General features: G+C 68.3%; 24 protein-coding genes. 16 read left to right on the forward strand and 8 right to left on the reverse strand.

The genetic code is table 11. The annotated features are described in order from the left end of the window. Positions 1-24: 24 nt before the first annotated feature. From EOINJALH_RS14785 to EOINJALH_RS14820, 8 genes are all read right to left on the reverse strand, one after another. Entirely contained in the window at positions 25-1,065 is a 1,041-nt protein-coding gene (locus EOINJALH_RS14785) for a quinoprotein relay system zinc metallohydrolase 2 (protein ID WP_088281289.1), read from the reverse strand. A gap of 17 nt (positions 1,066-1,082) precedes the next feature. Further along, positions 1,083-1,451, reverse strand: coding sequence for a hypothetical protein (locus tag EOINJALH_RS14790; RefSeq protein ID WP_199873377.1), 369 nt, complete (start codon positions 1,449-1,451; stop codon positions 1,083-1,085). Positions 1,452-1,465: 14 nt separating this feature from the next. Continuing rightward, positions 1,466-2,152 carry a hypothetical protein gene (locus EOINJALH_RS14795; RefSeq protein ID WP_088281291.1) on the reverse strand — a complete coding sequence of 229 codons (687 nt, stop codon included), beginning with the start codon at positions 2,150-2,152 and terminating at the stop codon, positions 1,466-1,468. Continuing rightward, a complete protein-coding gene (locus EOINJALH_RS14800) occupies positions 2,149-3,207 on the reverse strand; it encodes a serine protease (protein WP_158219776.1) in 1,059 nt (352 codons plus the stop codon). The genes EOINJALH_RS14795 and EOINJALH_RS14800 overlap by 4 nt, the downstream gene beginning before the upstream one ends. Before the next feature lie 23 nt (positions 3,208-3,230). Then, positions 3,231-4,076, reverse strand: coding sequence for a substrate-binding domain-containing protein (locus EOINJALH_RS14805; protein WP_088281439.1), 846 nt, complete (start codon positions 4,074-4,076; stop codon positions 3,231-3,233). A gap of 47 nt (positions 4,077-4,123) precedes the next feature. After that, positions 4,124-4,510 (reverse strand): cytochrome c, encoded by a 387-nt coding sequence (locus tag EOINJALH_RS14810; protein ID WP_088281295.1) that lies wholly within the window; start codon positions 4,508-4,510, stop codon positions 4,124-4,126. 113 nt (positions 4,511-4,623) lie between these two features. Further along, entirely contained in the window at positions 4,624-6,390 is a 1,767-nt protein-coding gene (locus EOINJALH_RS14815) for a methanol/ethanol family PQQ-dependent dehydrogenase (RefSeq protein ID WP_404872764.1), read from the reverse strand. A gap of 475 nt (positions 6,391-6,865) precedes the next feature. Then, on the reverse strand, positions 6,866-7,477 hold the full coding sequence (locus EOINJALH_RS14820) for a c-type cytochrome (RefSeq protein WP_088281299.1): 612 nt from the start codon (positions 7,475-7,477) through the stop codon (positions 6,866-6,868). 334 nt (positions 7,478-7,811) lie between these two features. On the opposite strand from EOINJALH_RS14820, the gene EOINJALH_RS14825 reads away from it, so the two are divergent. The 16 genes from EOINJALH_RS14825 (at position 7,812) to EOINJALH_RS14900 (ending at position 21,897) form a co-directional block, all read left to right on the forward strand. After that, a complete protein-coding gene (locus EOINJALH_RS14825; protein ID WP_088281301.1) occupies positions 7,812-8,834 on the forward strand; it encodes a MoxR family ATPase in 1,023 nt (340 codons plus the stop codon). Positions 8,835-8,837: 3 nt separating this feature from the next. After that, positions 8,838-9,689, forward strand: coding sequence for a DUF58 domain-containing protein (locus EOINJALH_RS14830; protein WP_088281303.1), 852 nt, complete (start codon positions 8,838-8,840; stop codon positions 9,687-9,689). Positions 9,690-9,702: 13 nt separating this feature from the next. Then, positions 9,703-10,635, forward strand: coding sequence for a hypothetical protein (locus EOINJALH_RS31850; RefSeq protein ID WP_158219777.1), 933 nt, complete (start codon positions 9,703-9,705; stop codon positions 10,633-10,635). Further along, positions 10,632-11,675 (forward strand): vWA domain-containing protein, encoded by a 1,044-nt coding sequence (locus EOINJALH_RS14840; protein WP_158219778.1) that lies wholly within the window; start codon positions 10,632-10,634, stop codon positions 11,673-11,675. The genes EOINJALH_RS31850 and EOINJALH_RS14840 overlap by 4 nt, the downstream gene beginning before the upstream one ends. Continuing rightward, the gene (locus EOINJALH_RS14845) at positions 11,666-12,211 is read left to right on the forward strand and encodes an MxaK protein (protein WP_088281309.1); all 546 of its coding nucleotides are present in this window, start codon (positions 11,666-11,668) and stop codon (positions 12,209-12,211) included. The genes EOINJALH_RS14840 and EOINJALH_RS14845 overlap by 10 nt, the downstream gene beginning before the upstream one ends. Beyond that, positions 12,208-13,272: a VWA domain-containing protein gene (locus EOINJALH_RS14850; RefSeq protein ID WP_199873378.1), complete on the forward strand. Its 1,065-nt coding sequence runs from the start codon at positions 12,208-12,210 to the stop codon at positions 13,270-13,272. The genes EOINJALH_RS14845 and EOINJALH_RS14850 overlap by 4 nt, the downstream gene beginning before the upstream one ends. Before the next feature lie 18 nt (positions 13,273-13,290). Then, on the forward strand, positions 13,291-14,217 hold the full coding sequence (locus tag EOINJALH_RS14855; protein WP_088281311.1) for a LysR substrate-binding domain-containing protein: 927 nt from the start codon (positions 13,291-13,293) through the stop codon (positions 14,215-14,217). 158 nt (positions 14,218-14,375) lie between these two features. After that, positions 14,376-15,065, forward strand: coding sequence for a substrate-binding domain-containing protein (locus EOINJALH_RS14860; protein WP_234413855.1), 690 nt, complete (start codon positions 14,376-14,378; stop codon positions 15,063-15,065). A 36-nt stretch (positions 15,066-15,101) separates the two neighbouring features. After that, on the forward strand, positions 15,102-16,130 hold the full coding sequence (locus tag EOINJALH_RS14865; protein WP_088281313.1) for an amidohydrolase family protein: 1,029 nt from the start codon (positions 15,102-15,104) through the stop codon (positions 16,128-16,130). 17 nt (positions 16,131-16,147) lie between these two features. Continuing rightward, positions 16,148-16,837 carry a 4-carboxy-4-hydroxy-2-oxoadipate aldolase/oxaloacetate decarboxylase gene (ligK, locus tag EOINJALH_RS14870; protein ID WP_088281315.1) on the forward strand — a complete coding sequence of 230 codons (690 nt, stop codon included), beginning with the start codon at positions 16,148-16,150 and terminating at the stop codon, positions 16,835-16,837. 5 nt (positions 16,838-16,842) lie between these two features. Beyond that, positions 16,843-17,763: an NAD(P)-dependent oxidoreductase gene (locus tag EOINJALH_RS14875; RefSeq protein WP_088281317.1), complete on the forward strand. Its 921-nt coding sequence runs from the start codon at positions 16,843-16,845 to the stop codon at positions 17,761-17,763. Positions 17,764-17,766: 3 nt separating this feature from the next. Continuing rightward, positions 17,767-18,681: an amidohydrolase family protein gene (locus tag EOINJALH_RS14880; protein WP_088281319.1), complete on the forward strand. Its 915-nt coding sequence runs from the start codon at positions 17,767-17,769 to the stop codon at positions 18,679-18,681. A gap of 3 nt (positions 18,682-18,684) precedes the next feature. Next, positions 18,685-19,083, forward strand: coding sequence for a protocatechuate 4,5-dioxygenase subunit alpha (ligA, locus tag EOINJALH_RS14885; protein ID WP_088281321.1), 399 nt, complete (start codon positions 18,685-18,687; stop codon positions 19,081-19,083). Continuing rightward, positions 19,083-19,940, forward strand: coding sequence for a class III extradiol dioxygenase subunit beta (locus EOINJALH_RS14890; RefSeq protein ID WP_088281323.1), 858 nt, complete (start codon positions 19,083-19,085; stop codon positions 19,938-19,940). Before ligA ends, EOINJALH_RS14890 begins: the two co-directional genes overlap by 1 nt. Further along, a complete protein-coding gene (locus EOINJALH_RS14895) occupies positions 19,937-20,890 on the forward strand; it encodes a Gfo/Idh/MocA family oxidoreductase (protein WP_088281325.1) in 954 nt (317 codons plus the stop codon). Before EOINJALH_RS14890 ends, EOINJALH_RS14895 begins: the two co-directional genes overlap by 4 nt. Positions 20,891-20,892: 2 nt before the next feature. Further along, positions 20,893-21,897 (forward strand): aldo/keto reductase, encoded by a 1,005-nt coding sequence (locus EOINJALH_RS14900; protein WP_088281327.1) that lies wholly within the window; start codon positions 20,893-20,895, stop codon positions 21,895-21,897. Positions 21,898-21,938: the final 41 nt, after the last annotated feature.

Here is a 21,938-nt window from a genome sequence, read left to right on the forward strand (position 1 = left end):
GGGCGGAACAGCTTGGCGGGCACGTCAGTTCACTGGTCGCTGACCGGATGCCGCCGAACTGGCACCCGGGGTCGTGGGGGAACCCGCGGCGTCGTCTTCCCACTCGAGCTCGGCATAGGCCGCCGTCACATTGCGCCGATGGAACCGTTCCGTCAAGCGCCAGCCGGGCGCCGCCGGCGCCGCGATGCGATCGATCGCCTGCTGGATGGTCCAACCCTGGCGGATGGCCCGGCGGGTGTCTGACAGCAAGGCGCCCAGGTAGTCGGCCTGTGCCGACATCATCGCGGTCCAATCGGTGCCGACGGCGCCGTGGCCAGGCACCACCGTGGCCACGTCCAGGCGCCTCAACTCGGCCATGGCCGACATCCAGCCGCGCAGGCTGCCATCGAGCACCGGCAGGTGCTGCACGAACAGCAGGTCGGCGGTGAAGAGCGTGCGCGTGCGCAGATCAAGGACGGTGAGGTCGTTGTCCGTGTGCGCGGTGGGCCAGGCGCGCAGGTGCAGCACGCGGTCGCCGAGGTCGAGCTCGGCGGTCGATTCCACCTTCAGCGTCGGGTAGACGATGGTGGCCGCGGACGTCTGCAGGCCAAAGTCGCGCCGCAGCGCGTTCAGGTAGTAGGGTGCGCGTGCCGCCAGGGTGCCGGGCAACCTGGCGCTGGCGACGAAGGTGGGCGCCGCCGCGCCCGGCGTGGCGAAGGCCTCGTTGCCGAGCATGTGGTCAGGGTGGGCGTGCGTGTTGATGACATAGCACACCGGCAGCGGCGTCGCGCGCTCGATGGCGGCGCGCAAGGCCTGGCCGACGGCGGGCGTGCCACCGGTGTCGATCACCGCCACGCAGCGGCTGCCGACGACGAAGCCGAGGTTGGCCACATCGCCGCGCCAGGCGGGGGCCCAGTCTTCGACCTCTCCGATGTGCACGTAGACACCGGCGGCGGTCTGGGTCACCGCCAACGGCGTCGCGGCCCAGGCGCCCGGCGCGGTGGCGACGGCGGCCGCCACGGCTGCGGCGCGATGCGAGCTCTGCAGCCACCGCGACACGTCGGCATATCGGGCAGGCTTCGGCATCGCCAGGGTCCGCCAGGCTATCGGGCCGGCGACCGCAGGAAACACCCAGTCTCGGCCTTGATGACCAAGGCGCGATAGCGCTTGATCCCCGGTTCGAGCGACGGCACGTCGCGAATGGCGCTGCCACGCTCACCGCCGATCGACATGGCCTTGGCGGCCGTGCTGAGTTCAACGTACTCGTCGAAAGGGAGTTCCTTGGCGATGGCGTCCAACGCGCAGGAACACTTGCTGGACATCTCGAAGCGCGCACCCGGATAGGTGCGCATGCACTCCAGCACGTAGTTGACCCGGTCGGCCGTCGGAAAGTCGTTGGCACGTGCCGGCGTGCCGATTGCGAGCAGGGCGCAAAGGGTGAGCAGGCAGCGGGAAGCGGTCGAGGTTCGCATGGGGCGGCAATGGGTCAGGGTTTGGGCTGCGGCGGCGCTGTCGGCGCGCCGTCGATCAGCAGGGTTTCGGCCATCGCGGCCGGGGCATCGGCAGTCTCGCCATCGATGCGCGTGCGGATGCCGTACAGGCCACCCGGCACACTATCCGACAACATGAACACATAGTGCTTGCCAGCCAGTTTCTCGAACTTCGCCCGGTTGGGATCGTCCACGTACGGGTCGATGCTGATCTCGCGCACCGCGACGGACTTGCCCCGGTAGGGGAGGTTCACCTCGCGGATCGTGGCGCCCTGAAAGACCGCCATCCGGATGCGCTTGCGAAAGTAGTTGGCCTTGCCCTTGGTGAGCCGCTCCATCTCGCGGATGTCGCGCTCCAGGAAGTACAGGATCGCCGGATTGCCTTGTACGCCCTCGATTTCAGGCTGGCGCAACTGCCGCGCGCCCGTGAAGAACTGGGCCTTGGCCGCGCAGCAGGTCTTGTCTGGCAGTGCCGACAGGTTCAGTCGAACCGTGTCCTCGAAACCAGGTTCCATGCTCCCGGTCTTGGCGAAACGGTAACTCAGCACCTGTGGAGGGCGCAGCTTGGCGAGGTGGTTGTCGACGAACAAGGCCTGCTCGGCGGCCGAGAATTCGGTCGCGGCGTGCGCCGCGCTGCCGAGCAGCGCCAGGGCCAGCGTGAGTAGGGGCAGTCGATTGGTCATGTGGGGGGCAGCGTTGCTGCATCGGTGGCACAGGTTGCGCCGGCATCGGCCACCGCAGGAGTTGCGAGGCCTTGTGGCGCCAACGACGCCAATGGCACCGCCCCCGGCAAGGGGGCTGGTTCGGATCTGATGTGATGCGTCTCGACGACCGCCAGTTCCGCCTGTGTGGCGCTGGAGTCCGGGTCGATCGACAAGGAGCATTCGAGTGCGGCACGGGCCTCGGGCCAGCGATTCATGCGGGTCATCGCGAGGCCGAGCAGGTACCACGGCTCGGCGTCGCTGGCATCGAGTCGCACCCAGTCGGACGCCAGCGAGGCCAGTTCGGGCCATCGATCGTCACGCTGCAGCAGCGCAGCCCGCAGGAACCTGGGTTGATCGACGGCCGGTCGCTGCCAGTAGGCCAGTGGAGGCGCAGCATGGCCGGGAGCCCCTCGCCGTGCCGTCTCACTGTCGCCTTGCAGCAGCGCGCTCAGCCATTCGATCGGCGCGGCGAAGTAGTGGGCCTGGCCTCCGCGCAGGCGGAAGGTGAGGATGCCCACCAGGCGAAGATCGGCATCGAACAGTCCGCCGCCACTGGCGCCGGACGTGAACCAGTTGGAACTGCGGATGACTCCGCTGCCGTCGAAGCGGTGCACGGCCACCACTTCACCGGCGCTGTTCTGCAGGCTCATGCCGCCGGTGTAGCCGAGCGCCGTCACCGGCTGTCCGGGCTTGAGCAGATCAGAGCGGCCCAGCGTCACGGCCGCGGCACGCAGGCCGGGCACATCGAGCACGCACAGGTCGTGGTCGAAGTCGCTGAGCCGCGCCGCAGCCTCCCATCGCACCCCACCGCGCAGCACATGGATCTTCGACGTGCCGCCTGTGACATGGCAGTTGGTGACCACCGTCTCCGGTGCGACGACGACACCCGACCCCAGCGAGTAGCCACCCTGGTGGCGCACCGCTTCGATCTTCAACACGCTGGCGCTCAAGGCCAGCATTGCCGATCGGTCGATCTCCGCGGCCACGACCGATGCCGCGGCCGCACCGAGCACGAGGGACAGGAGTCGCTTCATCCAGAGCGCCTGCGCGGCGGTGGTCAGGGCTTGGCGGCCTCGTAGGAGGCATCCACCAAGGGCACGCCGAATTCTTTCAGGATGGACTGGATCTCGGCGTTCTGCGACTCGAGCAGCCCCTCGATCTGCTGCTTCCATTCGCGCTCGCCATAGCGCACGCCCATGGCCATTTGATAGTCGAACTTGACCCCGCGTTCGGACTTGAGCGGCACCACCGTCAAGGCGGGCGTCTTCACTCGCTTGGCAAAGAAGCCAGCGATCGGCCCCCAGACGATGGCCACGTCGATCTTGCCGGCCGCCAGATCCTTCTCGATGATCTCGCCCGGGTACTGCTGCGGATCGGGATTCATGATCGGGTACGGCACGCCTTGCTCGACCAGGCCGTGTCGGCTCAGCCATTCGGAGGCCGGCGAGCGGTCGTAGATGCCGATGCGCAGCGCGGTGAGTTTCGAGCGGTCGAGCGCCAGGAAGTCGTCGGCCGATTTCACCGTATCCAGACCCTTGCCCTGGGCAAACACCAGCGCATAGGTGGATCGGTAATAGGGTTTGGTGACGGACACCTGGTCGTAACCCGCGGGCACGCCCATGACGATGTCGCACGGGTAGTCCTGGTCCGGCAGCTTGAACCGCAGCGTGTTGCGGATGAAGGCCAGGCGCTGCGGGAACGAGTAGTAGGTGACAGGCAGGCCAAGCGCCTTGCCGAACACTTCGGCAATGCGGTTCTCGATGCCTTCGGCCCGGGTGTTGGAGAAGGGCAGGTTGTTCGGGTCCTGGCAGACGCGAAGCGCCGCGCGGGGTGGGGCCGGCTCCTGCGACCATGCGCCTGCCCCGACGGTGGACAACGCAACGGCCACCGCCCCGAGGCGCATCTTGCACCGCGAGTGCGCAGTCTTGCCAGGCGTGCGGGTAGGCTGGGTCATTGGGGAATGGGTTCGACCTTCGCGCGCGTGATTGCGCCGTCGGAGCGCCCCTTCAGGTAAGCATAGAGCTGATTGATGTTGTCCATCACGACAGGGCTGTTGCCGAAGCTCTGCATGCCCTTGTCCAGGCGGCCCACGGTCACCGTCTTGATGAAGTCTTCCTTCGACAGCGTCTTCAGGCTTTCGATCAACGACGGCCCCACCATGCCTTCCTGGTTGGCACCATGGCAACGGTCGCACGCCGCCGCACGCCAGCTGCGGAACCCCTTCATCGTCTCGGCATCGACCTTGTAGCCGTCGACTACTTTGTAGGGCTTGTCTTGCGCCTGCACGGAGGCCGCCAGGCCAAGCAGCACGCAGAACCAGGTTGTCTTCAAGTTCATGAGTCTTCGATCCTCGAGTCGGCGAAAAAAGGGAGACGGCCCCCTTGCGGTTGCCATCCCCCGATCTCAGCAACGGGCCCGCGCCATGAACGGCCAGGCCCGCCTTCCTGCGGTCAGTTGGGCAGGGCGAACACGGTCAGCGAGCCACCCAGGTCGGTGTACTGGCTGAGTTCCTTGTAGCCACCCACGGCGCCCAGGCCATCCTGGTCCTTCTCGAGGCCAGCCGCCATGCCGATGCCGGCCCAGCCACCAATGCCCGAGAACACGCCGATGTACTGCTTGCCCTTGTGCTCGTAGGTGAACACGTTGCCAATGATGCCGGAGGGCGTCTTGAACTTGAACAGTTCCTTGTTGATGTCCTTCTTGTCGACGCACTTCATGTAACCCTCGAGCGTGCCGTAGCACGACAGGCCGCCAGCGGTGTTGAGCGAGCCGCTCCACACCGAGAACTTCTCGGCCTTGGACTGGACGATCTTGCCGGTGCCGGCGTCCCAGGTGATGAAGTTGCCCATGCCGCCGTGGCTGTTGGGGGCCGGGAACATGGACAGCGTGGCGCCGACGTACGGCTGGCCTGCGGTGTACTCCACCTTGAACGGCTCGTAGTCCATGCAGACGTGGTTGGTCGGCACATAGAAGAGCTTGGTCTCGGGGTCGTACGACGCCGGCTGCTGGTCCTTGCTGCCCAGCGCCGCCGGGCAGATGCCCTTGGTGTTGACGTCAGGACCGTTCTGCGCGGTCGAGTACTTGGCGACGACCTGCGGCCGGCCGGTCTTCATGTCCACGTGCGTGGCCCAGTTCACCTTCGGGTCGTACTTCTCGGCCACGAGCAGCGCACCATTGGTACGGTCCATCGTGTAGGCGAAGCCGTTGCGGTCGAAGTGGACCAGCGCCTTGGTGGGCTTGCCCTTGACGTTGATGTCCGCCAGGATCATCTCGTTGATGCCGTCGAAGTCCCACTCGTCGAACGGCGTCATCTGGTAGACCCAGTTGACCTTGCCGGTGTCGACGTCGCGCGACCAGATGGACATCGACCACTTGTTGTCACCAGGGCGCTGCGACGGGTTCCAGGTCGACGGATTGCCGGTGCCATAAAACACGGCATTCAGCGCCTTGTCGTAGCTGTACCAGCCCCAGGTGGTGCCGCCGCCGATCTTCCACTGGTCGCCCTTCCAGGTCTTCAGCGAAGAGTCGGCGCCGACCGGCGTGACCTTGCCGTCGGCCCAGGTGGTGGTCTTGGCCGGGTCGATCAGCATCTCGCTGTCGGGGCCGACGCTGTAGCCCTTCCAGGCCAGCTTGCCGTCGGACAGGTTGTAGGCGGCCAGGAAGCCGCGCACGCCCCACTCGCCACCGGAGATGCCGGTGATGACCTTGTCCTTGAAGACGTGCGGCGCATTGGTGTTCACGGCGCCGAGCTTCGGGTCACCGTTCTTGGTGCTCCAGAGCAGCTTGCCGGTCTTGGAGTCCAGCGCGATGAGCATCGAGTCGGCCTGCTGCAGGATCACCTTGCCTTCGGCATAGGCCAGACCGCGGTTGACCGTGTCGCAGCACATCTGCGGGATCACCGCAGGATCTTGCTTGGGCTCGTACTTCCACTTGATCTTCTGCGTATCAAGGTCGATGGCGAAGACCTTGTTCGGGAAGGGCGAGTGCAGGTACATCGTGCCGTCGATGACCAGCGGCGAACCCTCATGACCCCGCAGCACACCGGTGGAGAACGTCCATGCCACCTGCATCTTGCCGACGTTGCCGGCGTTGATCTGCTTCAGTTGGCTGTAGCGCTGGTTGAACATGTCACCAGCCTGCATCGCCCAATTCTTTGAATTGGCGATGTTCTTTTCGACATCGGCATTGGCCATGGCCAATGTGGGCACAGCGAGCATCGCCAACGCGACGCTGCGCCATGGATGCCAAATTGCTTGCTTCGAACTCTGCATTGAAGTCTCCTTGTGTTGATCACCCGAGCCCGCCCGCACGGAACCGCTGGGAGGCCGTCCGCCGAGCGCCATGAGGAAGCCGGCGAGGTCTTATCTGCAATTTGCGGGCCCATGTTCGAGACCAGCAATCAACGATCAAGCCGCATCGATCGCTTCAAAAGCAACGCGCCGAGTTGACTGAGCGGCGTAAGAAAAAACCCTGCAATGCGGCGCCGCCGAACCAAACTCGGGGTCCGGTTTGCCGACTCCTAGGGAATGCCCCAACAGGGTCAACGCTAAGCCCCGCCGCTCCCGCGGCAAGGCGTTCGAGAACGCGAAATCGTGCGCCGAAATTGTGGCAATCACTTTCGGCACAGAGTGTTTCACCGCGCCGGCGTTCTCGCCGGCTGCGGGATGGGTCGGCTTCAGCCGGCGGCGGGGATCAGAGCGACTGCACGTACTCGGCGACGGCGCGCATCTCGGCCTGCGTCATGGGACGGGTCTCGTCCTTCATGATGACGCCGTGCGGCCGCAAGCGCGTGCCGAACACCTTCAACTGGGCGTAAACATAGTCGGCACGTTGGCCGGCCAGTCGTGGAAACCCTCCAGCGCCCTCCGCGGCGACCCCGTGGCACGACGCGCAGGCCCGAACCCCACGGGCCGGCATGCCGTCGGCATAGATCATCTGGCCGGCGCGGACCAGGCCTGGACGGCCCGGCTTGCCGACCGCTGGCGTCTGGGCCTGGTAGTAGTCGGCCAGGCCGTTGATGGTGGCGTCGTCGAGCAGGGCCGACACCCCCCACATGTAGGCGCGCGTGCCGGTCTCTGCGCGCGTTTGCGAGCGGAAGTCGATGAGTTGCGCGATCGTGTACTGGCGCATCTGACCGGCCAGCGAGGGAATCTCCCGTGTCGCGCTGCGGCCGCCTTCGCCATGGCAGGCTGCGCACACATGGATCGCGCGCCGCACGGTTTCCTGGTCTCCGGCCACGTCCTGGCCCTGTGCCGAACCCATGGCCAGGGCGCAACCGGCCAGCAGCCCGGCCACTGTTCTCATCGATCTCATCGTCGTCTCCTCGGTGTACCGCTGATGCGTCAGGCAAATTGTTGGCGCCGTGGTGTCCGCACGGCCTGACGCCGATCAACCGCCGCAATGGGCCCGGAACCTCGGTGGAAACCAGACTGCGGCAGGTCATGTCCAGCCCCCGCAGGGCAGCGGGCGGCACGGGCAACTCACCTCGCGGCGCGGCGTGTCTCTTGCTAGCCCAGCCGTGCTGTTCGCGAGGCCGGCCCCCTGCGTCGCGTGCGGTGCAGACTGTCCCGCCTTCGACGCACAGGGAGCGGAGCCGACGGTGGCGGCCGTGGCGTGACAGCATCAACGAGGGCTCCGAATGGATCGTGACGACGCGCTGCTGAGCGACTGGCGCCAACGCGCGCTGGCGCTCGAGGCCGAGGTGTCCAAGGCGGTGATCGGGCAGGCGCGGGTGATCCGCATGGTGAACACCGCCGTCTTCGCGCGCGGCCACGTGCTGCTGCAGGGCGATGTCGGCGTGGGCAAGACGACGCTGCTGCGCGCCTTCGCCCAGGTGCTGGGCGGCGATTTCGCGCGCACCGAGGGCACCATCGACCTGATGCCCAACGACCTGATCTATTACACCTACATCAGCGCCGAGGGCAAACCCGCAGTGGAGCCCGGCCCGTTGATCCGGCACGGCGACCAGCTGGCCATCTTCTTCTTCAACGAGATCAACCGGGCGCGGCCTCAGGTGCATTCGCTGCTGCTGCGGGTGATGGCCGAGCGCAGCGTGTCGGCCTTCAACCGCGAGCACCGCTTTCCGCACCTGCTGGTGTTCGCCGACCGCAACCGCGTCGAACGCGAGGAGACCTTCGAGATCTCATCCGCCGCGCGCGACCGCTTCATGATGGAAGTGACCATCGATGCGCCGGCCACCGACGCCGACCGGCGCCAGCTGATGTTCGACCCGCGGTTCCACGACGCCGATCGGCTGGTCAACGCGCTGGCCGGCGCCACGCTGGCCTACCAGGAACTGAACCACGTGGCCGAGGTCATCCAGCGCAGCGTGCAGGCGTCGGAGACGCTGCAGAACTATGCGCTGAACCTGTGGCGCGCCACGGCCGCACCGGCCGAGTACGGTGTGCGCCTGTCCGACCTGGACACGGCACAGCTGATGCTGGCCGGCGCCAGCCCGCGCGGCATGAGCCAGTTGCTGCGCGCTGCACGCGTGGCGGCGTGGCTGGACGACCGCGACTACGTGACGCCGCACGACCTGCAGTCGGTCTTCGTCGAGACCATCGCCCACCGCCTGTGCTACCAGCCGGTGTACGAGATGCGCCGGCACGAGATCGCCGGGCCGTTGATGAGCGGCATCCTGGCCAGCGTGGCCGCCCCCTGAGCCATGGCGACACCGGCCGTCAAGGAATGCCACTACCGCGTCGACGCGCCGGTGCTGGGCCATTTCCCGGGCGCCCACCGCAGCACAAGGGGCGAGAGCGGCTTCGAGTTCCGGGGCCATGCCTCGCTGACCGATGCGCCCGATGCCCGCCGGCTCGACCTGCACGCCAGCCTGCGCGACCCCTTCGGCCAGTGGATCGTCCGGGTCTACAGCCAGCGCAAGTCGATCCCGGTGGTGGTGGTGGCAGACCTGTCGGCCTCGATGGGCTTTGCCGGCACGCGCCGCAAGCTCGACGTGCTGGCCGACTTCGTCGACAGCCTGGCCTGGTCGGCCTGGCGCACGGGCGACAGCTTCGGCTTCATCGGCTGCGACAGTGCAGTTCGACCCGACCTGCTGCTGCCCCAGACCCGGTCCAGGGGTGCGGGCAGCGCGCTGGCCCGGTCGCTGCGGTCGATCCACCTGGACGGCCCGTCGGCGCAGGCGCTGCAGTCGGCGCACCGTCACCTGGGTCGCCAACGGTCGTTGGTGTTCCTGGTGTCCGACTTCCACCTGCCGCTGCCGCAGGTCGAGGCCGTGCTCACGTCGATGGCGCACCACGACGTGGTGCCGGTGGTGCTGTGGCAGGGTCGCGAGTTCGAGCTGTCGGCCGAACGCGGCCTGGCCCAGGTGGTCGACCCGGAAAGCGGGCGTCACCAACTGGTGTGGTGGCGGCCGGCCTTGCGCGAGCGTTGGCGCGTGGCGCACCAGCAGCGCCGCGAGGCGTTGCAGGGGCTGTTCCGCGCCCGGCGATTGAAGCCGCTGTTCATCGAGGAGGCCTTCGACGCCGACATGGTGACGCGGCACTTTCATTCGTGAGCACGGGCCGCCGATGAGGGGACGACTGCGCTCGGCCATCGGCGCCTCGGCCTTGGGCCTGAGCCTCGGCTTGGCGCTGGGTGGGGCGGCGGGCGCCCATGCGCAGACCCAGCTTGGCGCCACCACGGTCGAGCCTCGGGCCTATGGCTACCAGGTCGGGGACGTGCTCGCCCGCAACATCACGGTCCGGGTGCCGGAGGGCCTGGTGCTCGACGAATCCAGCGTGCCGCAGCCCGGCGCCCGCGGCAAGGCGCTGGAACTGCGGCGGGTGGACCGCCAGATCCGCAGGGTTCGCGAGGGCGGGCAGATCGACATGACCCTGGAGTACCAGGTGTTCCTGGCGCCAACGCAGGTGCGCACGCTCGAGATGCCGGTGGTGACGCTGCGTTTCATCGGGCCACCGCGCAACCAGGATCTGCGCATCGACGCCTGGCCCGTCACCGTGGCCCCCCTGGTGCCGGTGGACGTGTCGCCGCGCCAGGGCCTGGGCGAATTGCAGCCCGACGCGCCGCCACCGCTCATCGACACTTCGGCCGCGCGGCTGCGCCTGCTCGCGTACCTCGGCGTGGCGATGCTGCTGCTGGCCTGGCTGGCGCATGTCTACCTGGCCCTGCCATGGTGGTCGCGGCGGCATCGCCCGTTCACGACGGCCTGGCGCGCGCTCCGATCGGCGCTGCCGGGCGAGGTCGCGGCGCAGCGCCGCCAGGCCTTCCTGCGCATCCACGAGGCCTTGAACCAGACGGCCGGCGAGACCGTGTTCGAGCACGGCCTCGACCGGTTCCTGCACGCGCACCCGCGCTTCGAGCCGTTGCGGCCGGACCTGACCACGTTCTTCGCGCAGTCGCGGCAGGAGTTCTTCGCTCCGGGCGATGCCGGTGGCGCGGACGCAGACTGGCTGCTGGCGTTCTGCCGCCGCTGCCGCGATGCAGAACGGGGCTCGGCATGAGCTTCGGTCACGCCTGGGTGCTGTGGCTGCTGCCCTTGGCGGCCTTGCCGTGGCTCGCCATGCCGGGTGGGGCACTGTCGAATGCCTGGCCCTCGATGATGTCGCGCGACACGGCGTCGGAGCTGCTGCGCTGGGCGCTGCGCGCGCTGGCCTCGTTGGCCATTGCGGCGCTGGTGGTGGCGCTGGCCGAGCCGTATCGGCCCGAGTACGAGGTCGAGCGGGTGGGCAAGGGCGCCGAGATCGTGCTGCTGCTCGACCGCAGCCGCAGCATGGACCAGGGCTTCGCCGGTGCGCCACCCAAGGGGGCGCCGGTGAAGGGCACCGGACCGGAGGCGCTGGACTATTACTTCAGCCAGACGCCGGGGCGCCTGCGCGAATCGAAGGGCAAGGTCGCGCGGCAGTTGCTGGCCGACTTCGCCGCCAAGCGACCGGACGACCTGTTCGGCATGATCGTCTTCAGCACGCTGCCGATCCGCACGCTCGAATTCACCCAGAAGCACGACGCCATCCGCGCCGCCATCGAGGCCGGCAACATAGGGCGCGGGCTGTCGGAGACCAACATCGGGCTGGCGCTGCAGGCGGCGCTGTCGACCTTCGAGCAACGCGCCTACACGGGGTCGCGCATCGCCTTGCTGGTGTCCGATGGCGGCGACCGGCTCGACCCGGACGCCAGCGAGCGCATCACCCACCTGGCCCGCAAGCACCGGGTGGCGATCTACTGGCTGTACCTGCGATCGGCCAACAGCCCGGGGCTGATGCTGGACGCCGGCGAGCCGCCGCAGAATGCCGACTCGGTGCCCGAGGTCATGCTGCACCGGTTCTTCCAATCGATGGGAACGCCCTACCGGGCCTACGAGGCCGGCACGCCGCAGGCGCTGCAGAAGGCCATCGAATCGGTGAACCAGTTGGAGAACCTGCCGATCACCTACCTCGACACGGTGCCGCGCCGCGATCTCTGGGGTGCCAGTTGCGGCATCGCGCTGGCCTGCGTGGCCCTGCTGCTGGCCGCCAACTGGCTGGAGATCCGCCGATGGGCCTGACCCCACGACAACGCACGCGCGGCGTGGTCGCGGCCCTGGCCGTGGTCGCCGTGGTCGCGGCGATCGACGGCGCCCGCACCTGGCGACAGCACCAGTGGAACGCGATGATCGCCGCGCGTCAGGTGCCCGACGACGCCGCCGACCCGCCGGTGCAGGCGCAGTTCGCCCAGGCCTGGGCGCAGGCCGCCAGCGGGGCCGACGAGGCCGCGATGAAACGCTACCGCCTGCTGCAGGGCGATGCGGCGCTGGGCCAGGCGGCGCGCTACAACAGCGCCAACCTGCTGATGCGCCAGGCGGTCGTGGTGCGCGCGGGCATCTCCCCCGGCAAGGCCATCCCGCTGATCGAGCTGGCCAAGGAGATGTACCGCGACGTGCTGCGGGCGGACCCACAGCACTGGGACGCCCGCTACAACCTCGAACGCGCGCAGCGCCTGCTGCCCGATCCGGAGGAGGTCGACCTGGCCCCGACCGAGGGTCAGCGCAACGCCGAACGCGCCGCCACCACGATGCGCGGCTGGTCGCCGGGCCTGCCGTGACGGTGCTGTGGCGCTGGCTGTCGGTGTCGTGGCAACGCGATCGCGACCGATGGCTGCTGGGTGCCGCGGCGCTGGCCCTGGTGGCCAGCTTCGTGAACCCGGGCGTGACGGTCGAGCGGTCGCTGTTCGAGCATGTGGTGGTGCTCGACGTGACGCAGAGCATGAACGTCACCGACGAGCAACTCGGTGACAAGCCCGCCTCGCGCCTGGACTTTGCCAAGGACGCGCTGCGCCGCTCGCTGCTGCAACTGCCCTGTGGGTCGAAGGTCGGATGGGCCATCTTCACCGAGTACCGGTCGCTGCTGCTGCTGGCGCCGGTCGAGGTCTGTGCCCACCTCGGTGAACTGCGTGCCAGCCTGGCGCAGATCGATTCGCGCATGGCCTGGTCGGGCAACAGCGAAGTGGCCAAGGGCCTGCACAGCGGGCTGGTGATCGCCAAGGCGCTGGAGGGCAAGCCGTCGCTGGTGTTCGTCACCGATGGGCACGAGGCACCGCCGCTGAACCCGCGCTACCGGCCCTCGTTCGACGACAAGCCGGGCGAGGTGCCGGGGCTGATCGTCGGCGTGGGCGACCTCAAGCCCTCGCCGATCCCGAAGTCGGACCCCGAAGGACGTCCGCTCGGCTTCTGGGCCGCCGACGACGTGATGCAGACCGACCCGCGCAGCCAGGGCCGCGGCGGCAGCGTCAGCGGCGAAGCACTGGTCGACGACCGCCAGGGCAGCGTGGCGCCGTCACTGGGCGCCACGCCGGGGTCGGAACACCTGTCGGCGCAGCGCGAGGCCTACCTGAGGCAGCTGGCGGGCGAGCAGGGGCTAACCTACCACCACCTGCAGTCGGCCCAGGCCTTTGCCGCCGCGCTCACCGCGCCATCGCTGGCCAAGCCCGTGCCGGTGCGGGCCGACGGCCGCGTCGCGCTGGGCGCGCTGGCCCTGGCCTTGCTGCTGGCGCGGCACCTGCTGCCGCTGTGGCAGCGGCTCACGGGGGGTGGCCGTGGGCGGGTCGGCAGCGGCCTGCTGGCTAGAATCTTCCGTGGTCCCCCCCGCACCCCGCGGCGGCGATGACCGCCCGATGGCGCCGCCGTGAACCTCAAGCAGCTCGAGTACTTCATTCACGTGGCCGAGCTGGGCAGCTTCAGCAAGGCCGCACTGGTGCTCGACATCGCGCAGCCGGCGCTCAGCCGCCAGGTGCGCGCGCTGGAGATCGACCTGCGCGAGACGCTGTTGCTGCGCAACGGCCGCGGCGTGGTGCTCACCGAAGCCGGCCGGCGGCTCTACGAGCATGGCGTGGGCATCCTGCAATCCGTGTCGGCCGCACGCGACGACATGGGCGCCACGCGGGACGAGCCGGTGGGCCGCATCACCATCGGCCTGCCGCCGACCATCGGCCGCCAGTTGACGCTGCCGCTGATCAATGGCTTTCGCAACCGCCTGCCGCGCGCGCGCCTGGCCATCGTCGAGGGGCTGTCCACCCACATCGTCGAATGGATCACCACCGGCCGGGTCGACGTGGGCCTGCTCTACAACCCGGAGGCGCAGGAAGGGCTGGAGATCACGCCCGTGCTCGAGGAGCCGCTGTGCCTGGTGGGGCCGGCGGCGAGTGCCGTGATGGCCGTGCGCGGCACGCTGCCACTGCGATCGCTGGGCGCGCTGCCCTTGATCGTGCCCGAGCGGACGCACGTGATCCGTCGCCTGCTCGAAACCCAGGCCGCGATGGCCGGCCTGAAGCTCGACATCGCCTGGGAGGTGTCCAGCATCGCCTCGATCATCGACCTGGTGTGCGCTGGCCACGGCCACGCGGTGCTCACGGCGAGCGCAGTCGCTGCCTCGGGGCGCGCCGACGAACTGATGGCCCGGCCGCTGACCGATCCCCCGCTGACCAGCGTGCTGTGCTTGGCCGTGTCGGCCCACAAGCGGCCCAGCCCGCTGATGCGACACGCCACGCTTCTGCTCGTTGAACTGGCGCAAAGCGTGCCGCAGGGCGCGGCAGCGCAGTCGCAACCGGGCTGACCGAACCGGCTGTATGGGCGGCCGGCTCGTCGGCCATGCCACATTGAGATAGCAGCTATCAGCCGAGCCTGCTTTGTTCGGCATGGCTGCCTGCGCAGAATGCGGCCCTGCGGCAGGGTTCGGTCCGCCGCTGCCCCGTCCAACCCCTCGCTCTCACCATGCCCGACCGCCTCACCGGACTCTCGTCGATGGCCACCCGCGCGCTGCTGGCGGATCTGGCAGCCGAGCACCATCGCCGAACCGGTGCCGAGGTGGTGTTCGAATCCGTTGGTGGGGTCGATGCGGCCCGGCGGGTTCAGGCTGGCGAGCGCTTCGACGTGGTCGTGCTCGCGGCCGACGCCATCGACCGGCTGATCGCCGCCGGGCACCTACTGGCAGGCAGCAAGACCGACCTGGTGCGTTCGGGCGTCGCGATCGCCGTGCGCGCGGGCGCGCGAAGGCCGGCGATCGGCAGCGAGGACGAGGTGCGGCAGGCGGTGCTGCAGGCCACGCGCGTCGGCGTCTCGACGGGCCCCAGCGGGGTGCAGCTGGCGCGCCTGTTCGAGCGCTGGGGCATCGCCGACCAGATCCGCGACCGCCTGGTCCAGGCACCGCCCGGCGTGCCGGTGGGCGCGCTGCTGGCGCGGGGCGAGGTCGACCTCGGCTTCCAGCAACTCAGCGAACTCATCCACCTGGAAGGCATCGACGTGCTCGGCCCGTTGCCGGCCGCCATCCAGATCGACACCACGTTTTCGGCCGGCATCGGTGCGGCCTGCGACCAGCCCCAGGCCGCGCGGCGCCTGCTCGACTTCATGGCCTCGGCCCAGGCCGAGCCGGCCCGGCGGCGGCATGGCATGTCACCCGCCTGAACGCGCCCGCGCACAGCCTCCCCCAAGGAACCCCCGATGATCATCGACGTCCACGGCCACTACACCACCGCACCCAAGGCGCTGGAAGCCTGGCGCAACCGGCAGATCGCCGGCATCCAGGACCCGGCACTCAAGCCCAAGGTCAGCGACCTGAAGATCAGCGACGACGAACTGCGCGAGACCATCGAAACCAACCAGTTGGCCAAGATGCGCGAGCGCGGCAGCGACCTCACCATCTTCAGCCCGCGCGCCAGCTTCATGGCCCACCACATCGGCGACTTCGAGGTGTCGTCCACCTGGGCGGCGATCTGCAACGAGCTCTGCTTCCGTGTCAGCCAGCTGTTCCCGGACCACTTCGTGCCGGCGGCGATGCTGCCGCAGTCGCCCGGCGTGGACCCGGCCACCTGCATCCCCGAACTGATGAAGTGCGTCGAGCAGTACGGCAACGTCGGCCTCAACCTGAACCCCGACCCGTCGGGCGGACATTGGACCAGCCCACCGCTGAGCGACCGCAGCTGGTACCCGCTCTACGAGAAGATGGTGGAGTTCGACATCCCGGCCATGATCCATGTGAGCACGAGCTGCAACGCCTGCTTCCACACCACCGGCGCGCACTACCTGAACGCGGACACCACCGCCTTCATGCAGTGCCTCACGTCCGACCTGTTCAAGGACTTTCCGACGCTGAAGTTCCTGATCCCTCACGGTGGCGGCGCGGTGCCTTACCACTGGGGGCGCTTTCGCGGGCTGGCGCAGGAGCTGAAGAAGCCGCTGTTGAAGGACCACCTGCTGAACAACATCTTCTTCGACACCTGCGTCTACCACCAGCCGGGCATCGACCTGCTGACCAAGGTGATCCCGGTGGACAACATCCTCTTTGCCAGCGAGATGATCGGCGCGGTGCGCGGCATCGACCCCGAAACGGGCTTCTACTACGACGACACCAAGCGCTACATCGAGGCGTCCACGCTGCTCACCGCGGCACAGAAGCAGCAGGTGTACGAAGGCAATGCGCGCCGCGTGTTCGCGCGGCTCGACGCCCGATTGAAGGCCAAGGGCCTGTGACGCACGGAGACCGAACCATGAGCCTGAACCAACTCGGCATCGTCAAACGGCGCATCGTCCGCGCAGACCCGTCCGCCGTGGCCAAGCTGTCGCGCTTCGGCAGCGCCACCGTCCACGAGGCCATGGGCCGCGTCGGCCTGCTCAAGCCCTACATGCGGCCGATCTACCCCGCGGCACACGCTTGCGGCACCGCCGTGACCGTGCTGCTGCAGCCCGGCGACAACTGGATGATGCACGTGGCCGCCGAACAGCTGCAGCCCGGCGACATCGTCGTGGCCGCCTGCACCACCGAGAACGAGGATGGCTTCTTCGGCGATCTGCTGGCCACCAGCTTCCGCGCCCGCGGCGCCGTGGGCCTGGTGATCGACGGCGGCGTGCGCGACGTGAAGGACCTCACCGAGATGAACTTCCCGGTGTGGAGCCGCGCCATCCACGGCAAGGGCACGATCAAGGCCACGCTGGGCTCGGTGAACATCCCGGTGGTGTGCGCCGGCGCGCTGGTGAACCCGGGCGACGTGGTCATCGCCGACATCGACGGCGTGGTCGTGGTGCCCGCTGCCATCGCCCCGCAGGTGGTCGATGCCGCCGAGGCGCGCGAGGCGCTGGAAGGCGAGAAGCGCGCCAAGCTGGCCGCCGGTGTGCTGGGCCTGGACATGTACAAGATGCGCGAGCCGCTGGAGAAGGCTGGCCTGAGGTATATCGATTGACCGCGATGACCGCCCCACACTCCCCCTGGCGCGTCGCGCTCATCGGCTATGGCGAGGTCGGCCGCATCCTCGCAGAAGACCTGCGCGCGCAGGGCGTGCCGGTCAGCGCCTTCGACCTCAAGCTGCTCGGCGAGGCGGGCGAACCGTTGCGCGAGCATGCCCTGCAGCATGGCGTGGCACTGACCGAATCGCACGTCTCGGCGGTGCGGGGCGCCGACCTCGTCGTGTCGGCGGTCACCGCCAGCCAGACCGTGGCGGTGGCGCAGGCCTGCGCACCCGGCCTCCAGGCGGGCACCTTCTTCCTCGATTTCAACTCGGCGTCGCCGGGTGCCAAGAGCCGCGCGGCCGAGTTCGTCGACGGCGTCGGCGGCCGCTATGTCGAGGGGGCGGTGATGACCTCGGTGCCACCGCATCGCATCAAGGTGCCCTTGCTGCTGGGCGGGCCGGAGGCCGCCGACCTGATGCCGCGATTGAATGCATTGGGCTTCGCGGCCCAGGTGGTCAGCGAGACGCTCGGCGTGGCCTCGGCCACCAAGATGTGCCGCAGCGTGATGATCAAGGGCCTGGAGGCCATGGTGATCGAGAGCTTCACCACCGCACGCGCCTATGGCGTCGAAGAGGCGGTGATCGCCTCGCTGGCCGAAACCTTCCCAGGAATCGACTGGGAGCAGCAGGGGGCCTATTTCTTCCAGCGCGCCATCGAGCATGGCCGCCGCCGCAGCGAAGAGGTGCGAGAGGTGGCCGAGACCGTGCGAGAGATCGGCCTCACGCCGTGGTCCGCGAAGGGCACCGCCGAGCGGCAGGCCTGGGTGGCCGACCTGGCCGATGCGGGCGTCTTCGGCGCCAGGACCAGCAGGTCGTTCGCGCGCAGCGGCGACTGGCGCACCGAGGCCGACCGCATCCTCGACCACGTGAAGAAGGACTGACGCATGAGCTTCGAGAAGACGCCGGGCTGGCTGGACTGGCATGCCGGGCCCAGCCAACCGCGGTTCAAGTTGCCGGCCGGCAGCGTCGATGCGCACTGCCATGTCTTCGGCCCCGGTGAGCAGTTTCCGTTCGCGCCCGAGCGCAAGTACACGCCCTGCGACGCGTCGAAGCAGCAGCTCTATGCGTTGCGCGACCACCTCGGCCTCGCCCGCAACGTGGTCGTGCAGGCCACCTGCCATGGTGCCGACAACCGCGCGATGGTCGATGCCTGCCTCTCGTCCGGTGGCCGGGCGCGCGGCGTGGCCACGGTGCGCCGCAGCGTGAGCGACGCGGAACTGCAGGCCATGCACGAGGCCGGCGTGCGCGGCGTGCGCTTCAATTTCGTCAAGCGCCTGGTCGACTTCACGCCCAAGGACGAACTGCTCGAGATCGCCCAGCGCATCTCGAAATGGGGCTGGCATGTGGTGATCTATTTCGAGGCCGTGGACCTGCCCGATCTGTGGGACTTCTTCACCGCCTTGCCCACCACCATCGTCGTCGACCACATGGGCCGGCCCGACGTGGCCAAGCCGGTCGATGGCCCCGAGTTCGAACTGTTCGTGAAGTTCATGCGCGAGCACCCCAACGTGTGGAGCAAGGTCAGCTGTCCCGAGCGCCTGTCGGTCACCGGGCCCAGGGCGCTGAGCGGCGAACAGGCGGCCTACCGTGACGTCGTGCCCTTCGCCCGCCGCATCGTCGAGAGCTTCCCCGACCGCGTGCTCTGGGGCACCGACTGGCCGCACCCGAACCTGAAGGACCACATGCCCGACGACGGCCTGCTGGTCGATTTCATCCCGCACATCGCCGTCACGCCCGAGTTGCAGCGCAAGCTGCTGGTGGACAACCCGATGCGCCTGTACTGGCCCGAGGAGACCTGAGCCATGGCCCTGGACAAACCCTACCTGGACGTGCCCGGCACGACCATCTTCGATGCCGAGCAATCGCGCAAGGGCTACTGGCTCAACCAGTTCTGCATGTCGCTGATGAAGGCCGCCAACCGCGAACGCTTCAAGGCCGACGAGCGCGCCTACCTGGATGAATGGCCGATGACCGAGGAGCAGAAGCAGGGCGTGCTCACCCGCGACCTGAACCGCTGCATCGCCGCCGGCGGCAACATCTACTTCCTGGCCAAGATCGGCGCCACCGACGGCAAGAGCTTCCAGTACATGGCCGCCAGCATGACGGGCATGACGCAGGAGCAGTACGCCGCCATGATGCTGGCCGGCGGCCGCTCGCCCGACGGCAACCGCTACGTCGGCGAGAAGAAGGAGGCGCATTGATGGCCCGCATCACCGCCAGCGTCTACACCTCGCACGTGCCGGCCATCGGTGCGGCACTCGACCTGGGCAAGTCGGCCGAGCCTTATTGGCAGCCGGTGTTCAAGGGCTACGAGGTCTCGAAGCAATGGATGAAGGACAACGCGCCCGACGTCATCTTCCTCGTCTACAACGACCACGCCACTGCCTTCAGCCTGGAGCTGATCCCCACCTTTGCCATCGGCACGGCGGCCGAATTCCAGCCTGCCGACGAAGGCTGGGGCCCGCGCCCGGTGCCCAAGGTCATCGGCCACCCTGAGTTCGCCGCCCACATCGCGCAGAGCGTGATCCAGGACGACTTCGACCTCACCATTGCCAACAAGATGGACGTGGACCACGGCCTCACGGTGCCGCTGTCGCTGATGTGCGGCCAGCCGGTGGCCTGGCCGTGCCCGGTGATCCCGTTCGCGGTCAACGTGGTGCAGTACCCGGTGCCCTCGGGCCGGCGCTGCTTTGCCCTCGGCCAGGCCATCCGCCGCGCGGTGGAACGCTACGACGAACCGCTCAACGTGCACATCTGGGGCACCGGCGGCATGAGCCACCAGTTGCAGGGTGCGCGCGCGGGCCTGATCAACAAGGCCTTCGACAACGCTTTCCTCGACCGGCTGATCGCCGACCCCGCCGGACAGGCCGCCGTGCCGCACATCGACTACGTGCGCGAGGCCGGCAGCGAAGGCATCGAACTGGTGATGTGGCTGATCGCGCGCGGCGCGATGGCCGACGTGAACGGCGGCAAGGCGCCCGTCGTCAAGCACCGCTTCTACCATGTGCCCGCCAGCAACACCGCCGTCGGCCACCTGATCCTGGAGAATCCTGCATGACCATCAACGTCGCCCTGGCTGGCGCTGGCGCCTTCGGCATCAAGCACCTGGACGCCATCCGGAACATCGACGGCGTCGAAGTCGTCTCGCTCGTCAGCCGCGAACTGGAGAAGACCCGCGAGACGGCCAAACAGTACGGCATCGACCACGTCACCACCGACCTTGCCGACAGCCTCGCGATGCTGGAGGTCGATGCCGTCATCCTGTGCACGCCCACCCAGATGCATGCCTCGCAGAGCATCGCCTGCCTGAAGGCTGGCAAGCATGTGCAGGTGGAGATCCCGCTGGCCGATTCGTGGCACGACGCGCAGGCGGTGGCCGAACTCGCCAGGCAGTCGGGCAAGGTGGCCATGGTGGGCCACACCCGCCGCTTCAACCCCAGCCACCAGTGGGTGCACAGGAAGATCGGCGCCGGCGAGTTCAACATCCAGCAGATGGATGTGCAGACCTATTTCTTCCGCCGCACCAACATGAATGCGCTGGGCCAGGCGCGCAGCTGGACCGACCACCTGCTGTGGCACCACGCCGCCCACACGGTGGACCTGTTTGCGTACCAGTGCGGCAGCCCCATCGTGATGGCCAACGCGATCCAGGGCCCGATCCATCCCACGCTCGGCATCGCGATGGACATGTCCATCCAGTTGAAGGCCGCCAACGGCGCCATCTGCACGCTGAGCCTGAGCTTCAACAACGACGGACCGCTGGGCACCTTCTTCCGCTACATCGGCGACACGGGCACGTACATCGCGCGCTACGACGACCTGTTCAGCGGCAAGGACGAGAAGATCGATGTGTCGAAGGTCGATGTGTCGATGAACGGCATCGAGCTGCAGGACCGCGAGTTCTTTGCCGCCATACAGCAGGGCCGCGAACCGAACGCCAGCGTTGCCAAGGTGCTGCCCTGCTACCAGGTGCTGCATGATCTGGAACAGCAACTGAACGCAGGATGAGCATGCAGCAGCGACGCATCGGCCCCTTCGACGTCTCGGCGATCGGCCTGGGGTGCATGAACCTCAGCCACGCCTACGGTGCGCCGCCCCCGGTGGAGGACGCCGAGCGACTGCTGCTGAAGGCGCTGGACCTGGGCGTCACCTTGTTCGACACCGCGGCGCTGTACGGTTTCGGCGCCAACGAAACCCTGGTGGGGCGCGTTCTGAAGCCGCACCGCTCGAGGATCACCTTGTGCAGCAAGGGTGGCATGGCCGGGGTGAGCTTTCCCGATGGCGTCAAGCGCGTGATCGATGGCTCGCCCGCCGCGATCCGCCGCAACTGCGAGGACAGCCTGAAGCGCCTGGGCACCGACGTCATCGACCTGTACTACCTGCACCGCTGGGACAAGCAGGTGCCCATCGAGGACTCGGTGGGCGAGATGGCACGCCTGGTGGCCGCAGGCAAGGTCAGGGCGCTGGGCCTGTCGGAGGTGTCGGCCGCCACCCTGCGCCGCGCCCATGCGGTGCACTCGATCGCCGCCGTGCAGACCGAGTACTCGCTGTGGACCCGCAACCCGGAGATCGCCGTGCTGGCCGCCTGCCACAAGATCGGCGCGACCTTCGTGGCCTTCAGCCCGGTGGCGCGCGCCTTCCTGACGAACACCTTCCACGACGTGTCCACGCTGGACGCGAAAGACATCCGCCGCAGCATGCCGCGCTTCACGGCCGAGCACTACGCCGCCAACCTGCGCTTGCTGGACGGCCACGTCCGCCTGGCATCGGAGGTCGGCTGCACGCCGGCGCAACTCGCCCTGGCCTGGTTGCTGACGCGCGGCGAGCATGTCGTGCCCATCCCCGGGACGACGAATCCCGACCATTTGGCCGAGGACGTGGGGGCCGCCGGCGTGCGGCTGACGCCGCAGACCGTGGCGGCACTCGATGCACTGATCAACCAGCACACGGTGGTCGGCGCGCGCTACAACGCGCAGGCCAGCTCCGAAGTCGACACCGAGGAGTTCGGGGCCTGAGTTCTCCCGCGTGCCCGGCCGCGGCACCGCGGCCGGGCACG

It is taken from the genome of Ideonella sp. A 288 (assembly GCF_002198735.1).
Classification (GTDB): Bacteria; Pseudomonadota; Gammaproteobacteria; order Burkholderiales; family Burkholderiaceae_C; genus Pseudaquabacterium.

Bases quoted from the DNA above. Each gene is read 5' to 3' on its own strand.
- EOINJALH_RS14875 (WP_088281317.1), top strand. From the start codon at position 16,843: ATGACCGCCCCACACTCCCCCTGGCGCGTCGCGCTCATCGGCTATGGC.
- EOINJALH_RS14900 (WP_088281327.1), top strand. From the start codon at position 20,893: ATGCAGCAGCGACGCATCGGCCCCTTCGACGTCTCGGCGATCGGCCTG.
- EOINJALH_RS14820 (WP_088281299.1), bottom strand. From the start codon at position 7,477: ATGAGAACAGTGGCCGGGCTGCTGGCCGGTTGCGCCCTGGCCATGGGT.
- EOINJALH_RS14790 (WP_199873377.1), bottom strand. From the start codon at position 1,451: ATGCGAACCTCGACCGCTTCCCGCTGCCTGCTCACCCTTTGCGCCCTG.
- EOINJALH_RS14845 (WP_088281309.1), top strand. From the start codon at position 11,666: ATGGGCCTGACCCCACGACAACGCACGCGCGGCGTGGTCGCGGCCCTG.
- EOINJALH_RS31850 (WP_158219777.1), top strand. From the start codon at position 9,703: ATGAGGGGACGACTGCGCTCGGCCATCGGCGCCTCGGCCTTGGGCCTG.
- EOINJALH_RS14805 (WP_088281439.1), bottom strand. From the start codon at position 4,076: ATGCGCCTCGGGGCGGTGGCCGTTGCGTTGTCCACCGTCGGGGCAGGC.
- EOINJALH_RS14810 (WP_088281295.1), bottom strand. From the start codon at position 4,510: ATGAACTTGAAGACAACCTGGTTCTGCGTGCTGCTTGGCCTGGCGGCC.
- EOINJALH_RS14895 (WP_088281325.1), top strand. From the start codon at position 19,937: ATGACCATCAACGTCGCCCTGGCTGGCGCTGGCGCCTTCGGCATCAAG.
- EOINJALH_RS14800 (WP_158219776.1), bottom strand. From the start codon at position 3,207: ATGAAGCGACTCCTGTCCCTCGTGCTCGGTGCGGCCGCGGCATCGGTC.
- EOINJALH_RS14880 (WP_088281319.1), top strand. From the start codon at position 17,767: ATGAGCTTCGAGAAGACGCCGGGCTGGCTGGACTGGCATGCCGGGCCC.
- EOINJALH_RS14840 (WP_158219778.1), top strand. From the start codon at position 10,632: ATGAGCTTCGGTCACGCCTGGGTGCTGTGGCTGCTGCCCTTGGCGGCC.
- EOINJALH_RS14795 (WP_088281291.1), bottom strand. From the start codon at position 2,152: ATGACCAATCGACTGCCCCTACTCACGCTGGCCCTGGCGCTGCTCGGC.
- EOINJALH_RS14830 (WP_088281303.1), top strand. From the start codon at position 8,838: ATGGCGACACCGGCCGTCAAGGAATGCCACTACCGCGTCGACGCGCCG.
- EOINJALH_RS14865 (WP_088281313.1), top strand. From the start codon at position 15,102: ATGATCATCGACGTCCACGGCCACTACACCACCGCACCCAAGGCGCTG.
- ligK (WP_088281315.1), top strand. From the start codon at position 16,148: ATGAGCCTGAACCAACTCGGCATCGTCAAACGGCGCATCGTCCGCGCA.
- EOINJALH_RS14815 (WP_404872764.1), bottom strand. From the start codon at position 6,390: ATGCTCGCTGTGCCCACATTGGCCATGGCCAATGCCGATGTCGAAAAG.
- EOINJALH_RS14785 (WP_088281289.1), bottom strand. From the start codon at position 1,065: ATGCCGAAGCCTGCCCGATATGCCGACGTGTCGCGGTGGCTGCAGAGC.
- EOINJALH_RS14825 (WP_088281301.1), top strand. From the start codon at position 7,812: ATGGATCGTGACGACGCGCTGCTGAGCGACTGGCGCCAACGCGCGCTG.
- EOINJALH_RS14890 (WP_088281323.1), top strand. From the start codon at position 19,083: ATGGCCCGCATCACCGCCAGCGTCTACACCTCGCACGTGCCGGCCATC.
- ligA (WP_088281321.1), top strand. From the start codon at position 18,685: ATGGCCCTGGACAAACCCTACCTGGACGTGCCCGGCACGACCATCTTC.
- EOINJALH_RS14860 (WP_234413855.1), top strand. From the start codon at position 14,376: ATGCCCGACCGCCTCACCGGACTCTCGTCGATGGCCACCCGCGCGCTG.